The sequence below is a fragment of the Sphingobium sp. LMA1-1-1.1 genome (assembly GCF_040676365.1).
GTDB lineage: Bacteria > Pseudomonadota > Alphaproteobacteria > Sphingomonadales > Sphingomonadaceae > Sphingobium.
Map to the genome: position 1 here is coordinate 737,176 of NZ_JBEGHS010000001.1, position 12,554 is coordinate 749,729.

Sequence of the window (12,554 nt, forward strand, 5' to 3'; positions counted from 1 at the left end):
GTCGCCGACTTTTTTTCAGCGTGACGCGTATTGGCGGCCCCTGGTCGCCAACGCCCAGCGCTGCGGCGTTGCGTCGGCCACATTTTCGCGCACGAAGCACTGGCCACGACGCGCCTGGATCGCGCGGCAAAGCGCAACCGCCTCGGCACGTGCGTCGAAACCGCCGACCGCCAACCGCGCGAAAGTGGCGCCGTTCACCGTGATCTGGCTGGTAACGACCGGCAAATTCGCCAGCACGCCGTTGCGGCGAGCCATGGAGAACCATTTTTCCTTGGCAATGGCCGCATTGTCATAGGCGCCAAGCTGGACCACCCAATGACCATCGTCCTTTCCGCTGAAGCGGAAGGCAGCCTGCTGGAACCGTGCGGCCGCCGTGGCACGGACGGGCGCCATCCCACGCGAAACCTCGCGAACCGGTGCGGCGATCGCCTGGATCATCGGTGCCGGCGCCTCGGATATAACCGGGGAAGGTGCGGGTGCCGGATCGGCGGCGGCGATTTCGACTGGCGCGACCTCGACGGCCTGCTCGGCCGGAGCGGCTTCGGCGGACCGGACTTCGGCGGACTGGACTGGCGACGACTCAACGGGTGCCGACACCGGCGCCGCCAGCGCAAGGGCAACCGGCTGCCCGGCGTCCGCGCCGTCGATCGTCACGCCCATCAGGGCGGCGACCCGCTGTTGCGAAAGGCCCGGCGCGGCGGTCTGCGCCCATTGGGTGATGCGCTGGTTGGCGGCAAGCGGATCAAGGTCGAAGCCCGCCATCATGCGCGCATCCTTCCATCGTCCGGCCAGCGCATAGGCATAGGCCAGGTTCTGGCGGGTGCGGGCATTGGCCGACGGATCATGGATCATCTCGGACAGGATGCGCACGCCCTCCGGCGCGTCGCCCGCCATCGCCATGGCCAGGCCATAATCGGCGGCGGGCAGGACGTCGGCATGGCTTGCGAGCAGATCGCGCGCGGCGCGATCCTTGCCCAGCCCTACCTGCACCAGCGCAAGGGTGATGATGGTCCGCGCATCGCCATTGCCCAGCGTCATCGCGTCAGACAGAGCGGTTTCCGCCGATGCGAAGCGACCGTCAGCGACATAGGCGCGACCCAGCAACTGGCGGTAGCGGGCATCCTGCGGCGCCGCCTGCACGGCCGCCTCGGCCAGGTCGACCGCGCGGGCGCCGTCGCGATCCGCCAGCGCCTTCTCGACGCCGGCCGCAAGACGGTCGGGCTGTTGCGGCGCGACCGCGGCGGTGCGGAACGCCGCCCCGGTGCATCCCACCATGGTCGTGCCGATCATCATCGACGCGACCGCTGCTTTGGCGAAGGCGTTGCGCTTCATCGCTTCCCAACCCTTAATTGTCGCCGCGGGCGCGCGGCAGTTGCTGGGCCAGCCGGTCGACGTCCGGCAGGCTGCCAAGATAAGCGTCCAGTGCTTCGGTCACCATCTGCTGCGCGGACCGGCCGACAATGGCACTGGCCAGACGCAGCTTCAGATGGCGGTCGGCATCCAGCCGCAGGGTGAAGGCGGCCTTGCGCCCCTTCGCCACGGCGGAGGCGCGGGGCTTTTTCCCGGCCTTTTCGACCTTGGCGGGCACAGCCGCTTCGGCAATGCGTTCGGCCAGTTCCTCGCGTTCGGTGACCACGGCGGGCACCGGCGCTACGGCGGGAACCGCCGTCATGGGCGTCAAGCCGGCAACGGAGCGGGCTTCGGACGGCGCCGGTTCCGGCTGCGTCACGTCAAAGCCCATGTCGTTCCAGCCCAGATCCTCCTGCAGCGCCGTCGCTCCGGCGGTCATGCCGAAGACGGGGCGGCGCATGGCGGGCGAGGCGGCGCCCTTGCGCGCCAGCAGGCCGGAAGTCAGCGAAGCGAGAGGTTTCGGTTCGACCATGATGCTCCCCTTCCCTTATTGCGAGACCCGGCGGCCGAAGCCACCGCTTGTCGGACGGGCCGTCCCCGCCGCGCCGACCGCATTGTGCGGAACGGAAAAGACGGTGCGACGGAAATTCTTTTCCAGCCGGTCGGACACATAGGTCCAAAGCTGCGCGACTTCGCCGGCGGATCGACCATTGGGATCGACCTCCATCACCGTGCGGCCATCGATCATCGATGCGGCGAAATCCGTGCGGTGGTGCAGCGTGACCGGCGCGACGGTGCCGTGCTGCGACAGCGCGACTGCCGCTTCGGATGTGATGCGCGCCTTGGGCGTGGCGGCGTTGACCACGAAGATCAGGGGCTTTCCCGCCCTTTCGCACAGGTCCACCGTGGCGCCCACGGCACGCAGGTCATGCGGGCTCGGACGGGTTGGAACGACAATCAGCTCGGCTACGGAAATGACGCTCTGGATCGCCATGGTGATGGCCGGCGGCGTATCGATGACGGCCAGCTTGAAGCCCTGCTGGCGAAGGATTTCAAGATCCGCCGCCAGACGCGCGACCGTGGTCTGGGCAAAGGCGGGATATTCGGCCTCGCGCTCGTTCCACCAGTCGGCCAGCGAACCCTGCGGATCGATGTCGATCAGCACGACCGGACCAGCGCCAGCCATCTGCGCCTGAACGGCCAGATGCCCTGACAGGGTCGTCTTGCCAGATCCCCCCTTTTGCGATGCCAATGCCAAAATGCGCACGCAACTTCCCCCAGAAAACCAATGCATGGCAGGATTGCCACAGGCCCGCCTAAGAATTGGTTAATCCGCGTGGAAGCCTGACAGCCGGTAAAAAGGCGATGTTCTTAATGCTAAGTCGCTATTAACCTTGCCGTGGCATAGACCGGGCAGGAACCCTTGGGAGCATGAGCATGAAGCAGATCTGTGGCGTGCTGGCCGCCGGCGCGGTGTTGATCCTGGCGCAGCCTGCGCTGGCCGACGTCAAGGCAGGCGTCGATGCCTGGCAGCAGGGCGACTATGCCAAGGCCGTCGCCATATGGCAGCCGCTGGCGCAGTCCGGCGATCCCGACGCGCAGTTCAACATGGGCCAGGCCTACAAGCTGGGCCGTGGAGTGAAGACCGATCCGTCCGCCGCGATCGACTGGTACGGCAAGGCCGCAAGGCAGGGCCATGCGCGGGCCGAGGACAATCTGGGGCTGCTGATGTTCCAGCAGGGTGACCGGGCTGGCGCCCTCCCCTATCTTCAGCGCGCCGCCGAGCGGGGCGAGCCGCGCGCGCAATATATCGTCGGCACGGCCCTGTTCAACGGAGACCTGACCGCGAAGAACTGGGTGCGCGCCTATGCGCTGATGACGCGGGCGTCCGAATCCGGCCTCGCCCAGGCAACAGCCAGCCTCCGCCAGATGGACAAATATATTCCGCAGGATCAGCGCGACCAGGCCATCGCCATGACCCGCTCCATCGGCCAGCAGAACAGCAGCCTGGCGGCGGATGAGCCTCGCCGGCCCGCGCCGGTCATGCGGGAAGCTCCCGCCCCGGTGCGGAGCGCGCAACTGCCGCCCTCCGCTTCGTCCGCACCCAGGACGGCCGAACCGGCCCCCCGGCCCGCACCCGCGAAGACAGCCGCAGCCAAGCCCCCGGAAGCCAGGCCGACCGCCTCCAAGCCCGCTCTCCCCAAGCCCGCAAGCGGCGGCTGGCGCGTGCAGATCGGCGCCTTCAGCGCGGAAGCGCGCGCCCGCACGCTCTGGACGCAACTCAGCGCGAAGGTGGGCGGCCTGTCCGGCTATCAGCCCTATATCATGACCAGCGGCGGCGTGACCCGCCTGCAGGCAGGCCCCCTGGCGAGCAGCGCGGACGCCACCCGGCTGTGCAGCGCGATCAAGGCGGCCGGCGCGGAGTGCATGCCAAAGAAGATGTAATTCTTGCTACGACTTGGAATTTTATTTCAACCATGCGATAATGGAAACTCAGCACGGAGCGTCCCATGTCGGTGGAAAATCTGTCGGTGATCAATGCGCTGGTCGAGGGGTTTCTTGGCCCCGAACCGGCCCGGGCGGCGCTGGCCGCGCTCGATCTGGACAGCCGCCTGACCGAACAGAGCGGCCCCCATGTTTCCCGCGCCGCCTTCGCCATGGCGATGAACGTCGCGCTGTTCCACGATCTTCTCCAGCGCGTGCCGAGCGGGGCGGCCTATGTCGCGGACCGGCTGGCGCGCGGCGGCAGGGTGGTGTTCGACCATGGCGCGCTGCGCACCGTAAGGCTGGTCGAGGGTGCGACCGGGCAATTGCCGCCGGGCGAGGAGGCCTTCACCCGCATATTGCTGCCCCTGGGCTATGAGATGGCGGCGGTCTACCCGCTCGACCGGCTGCGGATGACGGGCCGGGCCTATCGCCATGTCGACCTGCCCGAATCGATCCCGCAATTCTTCCTGTCGGAACTGCATGCCGACCGCTTCGACCCGGAATTTGCCGAAGCCGCGGCGCGGGTGTTCGGCACGTCCCGCGATCCGCTGACGCCGGAAGCGCAGGCCGTGCTGGAAAAATTCGCGGACAATCGCCCCGTCACGCGGGCGGAGGCGGCCGCCGCCCTGCCCGCGATCGTGGCCGCCTTCGACCGACAGCACCAGCCGCCAAGCATGGAGGATTATGAACTGCTGCTCTCCCGATCTCATGAGGCGGGCTGGATCGCGACGGAGGGCAATGCCTTCAACCATGCGACGGACCGGGTGGCGGACGTCGCCGCTTTGGCGGAACGGCTGAAGACGCAGGACTGGCCGATCAAGGAGCGTCTGGAGATCTCGATCACCGGCCGGGTGCGGCAGACCGCCCTGCGCGCCGACACGGTCGAACGGCTCTTTGCCGGCAACGAACTGCGCCGCGTTCCCGGCTCATTCTACGAATTCATCAGCCGCGACATCGATCCGGAAACCGGCAGGCTGGACCTTGCCTTCGACACCGGCAACGCCACCGGCATCTTCGCCATGACCAGCGCGGCGGACGAGGGACGCCCGCAACAGGGTTGATCGGCGGGCGCGCTTGAGGCAACGGGTTCGCCGAATTTGCGGGGAGATGCACGTTGACTGATCCGGTTGTCCCATCCTGGGTGCTGACCCTGGCCTGCGCCGACCGGGTCGGCATCGTCGCGGCCGTCAGCCAGTTCCTGGCGGAACGTGGCGGCTTCATCACCGACAGCCAGCAATATGCCGACCGGGAGGCAGGCCGCTTCTTCATGCGCGTCGCGTTCGAGGCGACGGACCAGCGCATGGGCGACACCGACCGGCTGCGCGGCGAATTCGGCGATATCGGTACCCGTTTCGCGATGGACTGGCGGTTGACCAGCGCCGATGAAAAGCCGCGCATGCTGATCGCCGTGTCCAAGGGGTCGCACTGCCTGGCGGACCTGCTGCACCGATGGCAGACGGGAACACTGGCGGTCGACATCATGGGCGTGGTGTCCAACCATCCCGACATGCGCCGGATCACCGAATGGCACGGCATCCCCTATCATGAGCTGCCCCAAAATGGCGACAAGGCCGCGCAGGAGGAGGCGCTGTTCAACCTGTTCGAACGGACGCGCTCGGAATATCTGATTCTCGCCCGCTATATGCAGGTGCTCTCGGGCGAACTGGTCGAAAGGCTCGCCGGGCGCTGTGTCAACATCCACCACAGCTTCCTCCCCGGTTTCAAGGGCGCGCGCCCCTATCACCGCGCGCATGAGCGGGGCGTGAAGCTGATCGGCGCCACTGCCCATTTCGTTACCGCCGACCTCGACGAAGGGCCGATCATCGAACAGGCGGTGGAACGCGTGGACCATCGCGCGACGGCGGAGGACATGATCCGCATCGGACGCGACATCGAAGCGCAGGTGCTCGCCCGCGCCGTGACATGGCTGGCGGATCGCCGCGTCCTGCAGAATGGCGGCAAGACGGTGGTGTTTCGCTAGGCTGTTATGCCCCCACCGTGCTCCTGCGAAGGCAGGAGCACGGCAGACATGGGGTACCCTGCGTTTGATCGGAAGGCAGGTCGTGAATCGCCCGATCCCGCCTCCCCCATATCAAGCCAGCTTCCGCGCCCGTTCCCGCCATGCCTCGGCCAGCACCGGCATGTCCGCCAGCGCCCGCACGGCGTCCGGCTCACCCTTGTGCCCGCCCCCGATCAGCAGCCGGAACACTCGTGCGATCGACCATTGGGGCAGGGGCCGCTCCAGCAATTCCATCATCGCGCCGGCCTCCGCCTCTCCCTCCCGCAGCACGCGGAAATAGATGCCGCAGCGGGCGGTCTTCACGATCGTCGCCATGACGTCGCGCGCGCCGAAACGATGGTCGAGCTTCCAGCAGGGCTGCCGGCCATGGCTCACCTCGACCACTGCGCTGCCCAGCGAAAAGCGGTCACCCAGGCAGACCTCCTCCTCCGTCATCCCGTGGGAGGCGATATTCTCGCCAAAGGCGCCGGGCTTCTCCAGCAAGGGATGGCCGGGCTTGCGCTCGCGCCACCAGCCATAATGGTCCTGCGGATAAAGGTGGATCGCCTTGTCCCACCCGCCATGATGCACGGGGTCGGCCACGCTGTCGCCCGCCAGGCCCAGCCAGCCGATCCGCACCGCGCCCGACACCGGCTGCTTCGCGATCGCGCTGTAATCGCCATCGCGGAAGGGAACGGGTATCCCCGTCAGCAGCGCGTCAACAGTCATGGAGGAAGCGGTCATGCCTCCCCATGCCACGGAAGCAACCGTGAGGAAAAGGCCGCCTGATGGAAAAAGGATTCAGCCGGGGGAAAGCTCCGAACCCAGCTTCAGCACTTCGGAACCGCTGTCGGTGGTCACCAGATAGGCGGGATTGCGGCTGGACCCGTTACGCCTGATGACCGCGCCTTCTATCCGGCACTCCACCTGCCGCTCGAACCGCTCCGCTATTCTCCCACGGCCGACGCCCTGCCCCCAATTCCACTTGACCCTCGCTCCTTTTCGAAAGCTTTCGGTCATCAAGCATCTCTCCTTCGGGGAACAACCACGCCGGCCGTCATCGCTGCCGCAAAGGCAAAAATCCCGAATGCCGCGCTGGTTCCCTTGGGTTTTGCGCTTGCCTGGGTTAAGGGCGGCGGATGGATGTCACGGGGCTTCGCGTCGCACTCTTCAGCGGCAATTACAACTATGTGCGCGATGGCGCGAACCAGGCGCTCAATCGCTTCGTCGGCTACCTGCTGCGGCAGGGAGCGAATGTGCGCGTCTATTCACCCACCACCGATACGCCGGCCTTCGAACCGGCGGGCGATCTGGTCAGCACTCCGTCCTTTCCGGTTCCGGGCCGCCGCGAATACCAGGTTCCCTACCGCATGTCGGGCGCGGTGCGCCGCGACCTCAAGGCCTTTCGTCCGAACCTGGTCCACGTCTCCAGCCCCGATCCGCTCGGCCATCGCGCCGTCGCCTGGGCGCGCCGCCACGGACTGCCGGCGGTCGCCTCCGTCCACACGCGCTTTGAAACCTATCCGCGCTATTATGGCCTCGCCTTTCTGGAGCCGGTGATCGAATCGCTGCTTCGCCGTTTCTACCGCCGCTGCGACGCCATCGTCGCGCCGTCCGAGTCGATGGCGCAGCTCCTGCGCGAACAGCGGATGAGCTATGATGTCGGCATCTGGACGCGCGGCATCGACCGCGAAATCTTCCATCCCGGCCGCCGCGACATGGCCTGGCGCCAGTCGCTCGGCATCGCCGACGATGAACCGGTGATCGGCTTCATCGGCCGCCTGGTGATGGAAAAGGGCCTCGACGTCTTTTCCGACACGATCGATCATCTGGCGGCGAAGAATGTGCGGCACAAGGTGCTGATAATCGGCGAAGGGCCGGCGCGGGAATGGTTCGCGAACCGCCTGCCGAACGCCGTCTTCACCGGATTCCAGAAGGGCCCCGACCTGGGCCGCGCCGTCGCAGGCATGGACATGCTGTTCAACCCCAGCGTCACGGAAACCTTCGGCAACGTCACGCTGGAGGCGATGGCCTGCGGCCTGCCCACCGTCGCCGCCCGCGCCACCGGCAGCGAGAGCCTGGTCGCGGACGGGATCACAGGCCGGCTGATCCGGCCGGGCGCCATCACCGCCTTCGCCAACGCGCTGACCGTCTATTGCACCGATTCCGCTGCCCGCGCAGCCGCCGGTGCCGCCGCCATGGCGCAGGCGGAACATTATGGCTGGGATCAGGTGAACCAGGCGCTGGTCGACACCTATCTGCGCATCATCCGCCAGCGCGAACATGGCGCGCTGGTCCGGTCGAGCCCTGTTCCCTGAAAGCAAAAGCCTGACTATATCCGGGGCAATGGCCGATCTTTTCGCTCCCCACGATCTCCCCCCTGTTCCAGCCGACGCGCCGCTGGCCGACAAGCTGCGGCCCCGCACCCTGGCGGAGGTCGTCGGCCAGGATCATCTGACCGGGCCGGAGGGCGCGATCGGCCGCATGGTCGCCGCCGGCCGCCTCTCCTCGATCATCCTCTGGGGCCCGCCGGGCACGGGCAAGACCACCATCTCACGCCTGCTGGCGGATGCCGTCGGCATGCGTTTCGAACCGATCTCCGCCGTCTTCTCCGGCGTTGCCGACCTCAAGAAGGTCTTTGCCGCCGCGAAGGAACATGCCCGGCGGGGCGAGAAAACCCTGCTCTTCGTGGATGAGATCCACCGCTTCAACCGGGCGCAGCAGGACAGCTTCCTCCCCTTTGTGGAGGACGGCACGGTGACCCTGGTCGGCGCGACCACCGAAAATCCCAGCTTCGAACTCAACGCCGCACTGCTCTCCCGCGCACAGGTGCTGATCCTGCGCCGCCTGGATGCGCCCGCGCTGGAACAGTTGCTGGAACGCGCCGAAACGGTGATGGAACGCGCCCTGCCGCTCGACACCGCCGCCAGGGACGCCCTGCTCGCCAGCGCCGACGGCGATGGACGCTTCCTGCTCAATCAGGTCGAGACCCTCTATTCCATCGACATTCCGCAGCCGCTCGATCCGGCGGGCCTTTCGGCCCTGCTCCACCGCCGCGTCGCGGTCTATGACAAGGATCGGGAGGGCCATTACAACCTCATCTCCGCCCTTCACAAATCCCTGCGCGGTTCCGATCCGCAGGCCGCGCTCTATTATCTGGCGCGCATGCTGACCGCGGGTGAGGAGCCGCTCTATGTCCTGCGCCGCCTCGTCCGCTTCGCCGTGGAGGATATCGGCCTTGCCGACCCGCAGGCGCTCGTCCAGTGCCTCGCCGCCAAGGACAGCTACGACTTCCTCGGCTCGCCCGAAGGCGAACTCGCCATCGTCCAGGCCTGCCTCTATTGCGCCACCGCGCCCAAATCCAACGCCGCCTACAGTGCCATGAAATCCGCCTGGAGGTCCGCCCGCGACACCGGCTCGCTCATGCCGCCGCAGAATATCCTGAACGCCCCGACCAAGCTCATGAAAGACGTGGGCTACGGCAAGGGCTATCACTATGATCATGACGCGGCCGACGGCTTTTCCGGTGACGATTACTGGCCCGAAGAGATGCAGCCCCAGACCTTCTACGCCCCCACCGAACGCGGCTTCGAGGCGCGCATTGCCGAACGCATGGCCTATTGGGACCGCCTGAGGACCGAACGCCGCCAGAAATGACGCCCCGTTTCACCCGCTACGCTGTCATCGACTGGTCCGGCGCAAAGGGATCGCGCCACAAGGGGATTGCCGTCGCCCTGTGCGAAGCCGGCGATGCGGCACCCCGGCTCCAGCATCCCGACGGCGGCGGCTTCTGGTCGCGCCGCGCCGTCGCGGACTGGCTTGTCCGAACCGCGCGGGAGGCCCCGACCCTGTTCGGCTTCGATTTCAGCTTCGCCCCGCCCTATGTCGCGCGCCAGAGCTATCTGCCCGGCGACATCGTGCCCACCACCGCTCCGGCCTTCTGGGCCTATGTCGACAGCATTTGCGCGGATGAGGATCTGGGCGCCGCCAGCCTGCTCGAACACACCCACCGGCGGCATTTCTATTTTGGCAAGGTCGACGGCATCAAGGCGGACTATATGCACAACCGCGCCTGCGAGGCGCACTATAATGCCCAGGGCGGCGGCAAGCCCTCCACCGTCTATGACGCCATCGGCGCGGCGCAGGTCGCCAAGGCGAGTTTTTCGGGGATGCGCCTGCTCCACCACGTCCATCCCCATGTCCCGGTCTGGCCGTTCGACCCGCCGCCGCCAAAGGGCTCCCTGATCGTGGAGATCTACACCAGCATCGCCGCCCGCGCCGCCGGACGCCCCAAGGGAAAGGCCAAGATGCGCGACCTCCCCGCGCTGAACGACGCGCTCCTCGCCGTCGGATCGCAACCGCACAGGGGCCTCCCGCCTGACGATCATGGCGCCGACGCGATCCTGACCGCCGCCTGGCTGCGACGCATGGCCCCGCGCCCCGGCCTGTGGAACCCGCCGTCTCTCGACGAAAAAATCGCCGCAACAGAGGGCTGGACGTTCGGCATCATCTGATAGTAAGGCGCTCCCCGTCCGAAACGGATATGCCGGATTAGCACAGCGGTAGTGCAGCGGTTTTGTAAACCGAAGGTCGGGGGTTCGATCCCCTCATCCGGCACCATATTCCCCTCGCGCCCACGACGCGACGATCGCCACCCCAACGCACTCCAGCTTTCAACCGATCCTGCCGCCGCTTCACGCGCTGCCCCGGATCGCCCGCCGCGCCAGAAAAATAGCCCGAAAAGCAAAATGGGGGCCGGCATTTCTGCCGGTCCCCACTTCCGTCGTGTCTCTCGATCCGCTTCTCTTTCAAGATGCGATCATCGGACTCGGCGCGCGATAGGTCCGCCGCAAGGGCTTTGCTATCGTGTCGGCTCCGTTTGTCCGGCCGGTCGGCCGTTTTCCCGCAGCCTGTCCTCTTTATTCGATGCCCGACGTTCACTTTCGCGCGTGCACAGCATCGTCTATTGAGGCTCATCGGATTTCCGCATTTTCCTTCCGGTCCATGCTTCTTTCCCGACGCTCGAAAATTCCTTCAAGTCGCTGATTTCTCACCGACTTTGGCATCCAGATTTCTCTGTCTCCCGGTCTTTCCGATAGGGAGATCGTCTCACCAAAAGCGAGTCGCTCAAAGCGGAATCTTGCACCCTGAAGACCGTGTCACGCTAAAGCTGTGGATAAATGTGGATAAATTTTCCAGAAGGCTCGGCGGCCATGCGATCAGCCTCGCGGCGCCGGCGCTACCCCCCGAAAATTCTGATCGCCGAACCAGGCCGCGCCCTGGCAACGTCCAGCCCTCTACACGCGGCCAGATCAACCAGCAGATCGATGCCGTCCCCGCTTCATCGGAGCCGCCCATCGCCTCGTCTCAAAATTTATTGCTTCAGAAACAACATGCTGCACCGTTGTCGCAGGTTCATGCAACCTCCATCAATATGCGCGGGTTGAACGATCAAAACACGCCTTTTTGGAGGAGAAAAAATGCGTAAAGCCCTTATGGCACTGGCCGCCGTCTCGCTGGCCATTCCCGCTTCCATGGCGATCCCGACAGAGGGCGCCAATGCCCGCCGTCATTATGAATATCGCGAATGGCGCGGTCGCGACGGCCGCATGTACTGCCGCAAGTCCAATGGCACGACCGGCCTCATCGTCGGCGGCGTGGGCGGCGCGCTGGTCGGCCGCGCGATCGACACCCGCGGCGACCGCGCCACCGGCACGATCCTGGGCGCCGCGGGCGGCGCGCTGCTGGGCAAGGAAATCGACAGCAAGCGTCGCTGCCGCTGAGATATGCGAAAAAAGGGGGGCGGCTTCCGATCGGAAACCGCCCCCCCCCTTTTTAATCCGAAATGCCTGGGGCTTATTCGGCCGAGGCGCCGCGCGCGTCTTCGACCTTGAACGTCACGGCCTGACCGCCGGACATGCCCGACACGCGGCCATTCTTCACCGCAAGGTTGAAGGCAACGGCATCGGGGTAACGACGGCCCGAAATCACCCTGCCGGTCTTGGTGTCCTTGACGGCATATACATAGGTATAGCCCTCATGCGTGAACTTCTGCTTGGCAGCGTCTTCGGCATGGGCCGGGGCGTTGGCGGCGCCGGCGGCGAACAGGGCGGAAAGAACAAACTTGGACAGCATTCGCATGGGTAAACTCCTTGTGAATGCCGATCAAACACCTCTGGAATATTCTTTTCTGTTGACGTCGATTTATGGAGCGCCGCCAAAGGAGCACAATCGCAAACAAGGGCGGAACGATTGCGTTTCCCGCAATCGCCTTTCAACCCTTTGGCCTTTCAACTCTTTGACAGGGCGACGATATGCCTGAACTCCGCCTCTGTAAGCGGGGACACGGAAAGCCGCGACTGGCGGATCATCGCCATATTGGCCAGCGCCGGATCGGCCTTCATCGTCTTCAACGTGACCGGCTTGGCGAGCTTTTCCTTCGGCCCGACATGCACCGCCATCCACTTGCCCGTTTCGTCCGTGCTGTCTGGCGCCGCCTCCTCGACGATCTCCATGATGCCGACCGCCTCGACCCCGATATTGCTGTGGTAGAAGATGGAAAGGTCGCCCTTGCGCATCGCCCTCATATGGCCCTGCGCGGCATGATTGCGCACGCCGTCCCACTCGGCCTTCCCCTTCTTGACCAGATCGTCATAGGAAAAGACATCGGGTTCCGATTTCATCAGCCAATAGTTCATGGCTTCTCCTTGCATCAGCC

General features: G+C 65.8%; 15 protein-coding genes and 1 tRNA gene. 9 read left to right on the forward strand and 7 right to left on the reverse strand.

The window, feature by feature from the left end:
* Positions 1–15: 15 nt before the first annotated feature.
* From MRBLMA1_RS03575 to MRBLMA1_RS03585, 3 genes are read right to left on the reverse strand one after another with little or no spacing between them, the layout of a single operon-like run.
* Positions 16–1,332, reverse strand: a complete 1,317-nt coding sequence (locus tag MRBLMA1_RS03575) for an SPOR domain-containing protein (RefSeq protein WP_363735049.1) — start codon at positions 1,330–1,332, stop codon at positions 16–18.
* A gap of 13 nt (positions 1,333–1,345) precedes the next feature.
* Positions 1,346–1,882 carry a hypothetical protein gene (locus MRBLMA1_RS03580; protein ID WP_363735050.1) on the reverse strand — a complete coding sequence of 179 codons (537 nt, stop codon included), beginning with the start codon at positions 1,880–1,882 and terminating at the stop codon, positions 1,346–1,348.
* Positions 1,883–1,897: 15 nt separating this feature from the next.
* Positions 1,898–2,617 (reverse strand): ParA family protein, encoded by a 720-nt coding sequence (locus MRBLMA1_RS03585; RefSeq protein ID WP_363735051.1) that lies wholly within the window; start codon positions 2,615–2,617, stop codon positions 1,898–1,900.
* A 164-nt stretch (positions 2,618–2,781) separates the two neighbouring features.
* Here MRBLMA1_RS03585 and MRBLMA1_RS03590 point away from each other — a divergent pair, with 164 nt between their 5' ends.
* The 3 genes from MRBLMA1_RS03590 to purU all read left to right on the forward strand — a co-directional run bounded on the left by MRBLMA1_RS03590 (position 2,782) and on the right by purU (position 5,818).
* Positions 2,782–3,795, forward strand: coding sequence for an SPOR domain-containing protein (locus tag MRBLMA1_RS03590; RefSeq protein WP_363735052.1), 1,014 nt, complete (start codon positions 2,782–2,784; stop codon positions 3,793–3,795).
* Positions 3,796–3,860: 65 nt separating this feature from the next.
* On the forward strand, positions 3,861–4,898 hold the full coding sequence (locus MRBLMA1_RS03595) for a 2-oxoadipate dioxygenase/decarboxylase family protein (protein WP_363735053.1): 1,038 nt from the start codon (positions 3,861–3,863) through the stop codon (positions 4,896–4,898).
* Positions 4,899–4,978: 80 nt separating this feature from the next.
* Entirely contained in the window at positions 4,979–5,818 is an 840-nt protein-coding gene (purU, locus tag MRBLMA1_RS03600; RefSeq protein WP_414714751.1) for a formyltetrahydrofolate deformylase, read from the forward strand.
* Positions 5,819–5,929: 111 nt separating this feature from the next.
* Here purU and MRBLMA1_RS03605 read toward each other — a convergent pair whose 3' ends face one another.
* Positions 5,930–6,580: an MOSC domain-containing protein gene (locus MRBLMA1_RS03605; RefSeq protein WP_363735055.1), complete on the reverse strand. Its 651-nt coding sequence runs from the start codon at positions 6,578–6,580 to the stop codon at positions 5,930–5,932.
* A gap of 57 nt (positions 6,581–6,637) precedes the next feature.
* Complete coding sequence (locus tag MRBLMA1_RS03610; RefSeq protein ID WP_133651874.1) at positions 6,638–6,856, reverse strand: DUF2945 domain-containing protein; 219 nt, start codon at positions 6,854–6,856, stop codon at positions 6,638–6,640.
* A 119-nt stretch (positions 6,857–6,975) separates the two neighbouring features.
* Here MRBLMA1_RS03610 and MRBLMA1_RS03615 point away from each other — a divergent pair, with 119 nt between their 5' ends.
* The 6 genes from MRBLMA1_RS03615 (at position 6,976) to MRBLMA1_RS03640 (ending at position 11,619) form a co-directional block, all read left to right on the forward strand.
* On the forward strand, positions 6,976–8,154 hold the full coding sequence (locus MRBLMA1_RS03615; RefSeq protein WP_363735056.1) for a glycosyltransferase family 4 protein: 1,179 nt from the start codon (positions 6,976–6,978) through the stop codon (positions 8,152–8,154).
* Between the two features lie 28 nt (positions 8,155–8,182).
* The gene (locus MRBLMA1_RS03620; protein WP_363735057.1) at positions 8,183–9,493 is read left to right on the forward strand and encodes a replication-associated recombination protein A; all 1,311 of its coding nucleotides are present in this window, start codon (positions 8,183–8,185) and stop codon (positions 9,491–9,493) included.
* The gene (locus MRBLMA1_RS03625; protein ID WP_363735058.1) at positions 9,490–10,350 is read left to right on the forward strand and encodes a hypothetical protein; all 861 of its coding nucleotides are present in this window, start codon (positions 9,490–9,492) and stop codon (positions 10,348–10,350) included. Before MRBLMA1_RS03620 ends, MRBLMA1_RS03625 begins: the two co-directional genes overlap by 4 nt.
* 31 nt (positions 10,351–10,381) lie before the next feature.
* Positions 10,382–10,456 (forward strand) — tRNA-Thr (locus MRBLMA1_RS03630).
* 520 nt (positions 10,457–10,976) lie between these two features.
* On the forward strand, positions 10,977–11,324 hold the full coding sequence (locus MRBLMA1_RS03635) for a hypothetical protein (RefSeq protein ID WP_363735059.1): 348 nt from the start codon (positions 10,977–10,979) through the stop codon (positions 11,322–11,324).
* On the forward strand, positions 11,317–11,619 hold the full coding sequence (locus tag MRBLMA1_RS03640) for a glycine zipper 2TM domain-containing protein (RefSeq protein ID WP_363735060.1): 303 nt from the start codon (positions 11,317–11,319) through the stop codon (positions 11,617–11,619). The genes MRBLMA1_RS03635 and MRBLMA1_RS03640 overlap by 8 nt, the downstream gene beginning before the upstream one ends.
* A gap of 73 nt (positions 11,620–11,692) precedes the next feature.
* Here the strand turns inward: MRBLMA1_RS03640 and MRBLMA1_RS03645 are convergent, their stop codons facing one another.
* Both MRBLMA1_RS03645 and MRBLMA1_RS03650 read right to left on the reverse strand, forming a co-directional pair.
* Positions 11,693–11,977: a hypothetical protein gene (locus tag MRBLMA1_RS03645; RefSeq protein WP_414714701.1), complete on the reverse strand. Its 285-nt coding sequence runs from the start codon at positions 11,975–11,977 to the stop codon at positions 11,693–11,695.
* Positions 11,978–12,126: 149 nt separating this feature from the next.
* On the reverse strand, positions 12,127–12,534 hold the full coding sequence (locus tag MRBLMA1_RS03650) for an EVE domain-containing protein (RefSeq protein ID WP_363735062.1): 408 nt from the start codon (positions 12,532–12,534) through the stop codon (positions 12,127–12,129).
* Positions 12,535–12,554: the final 20 nt, after the last annotated feature.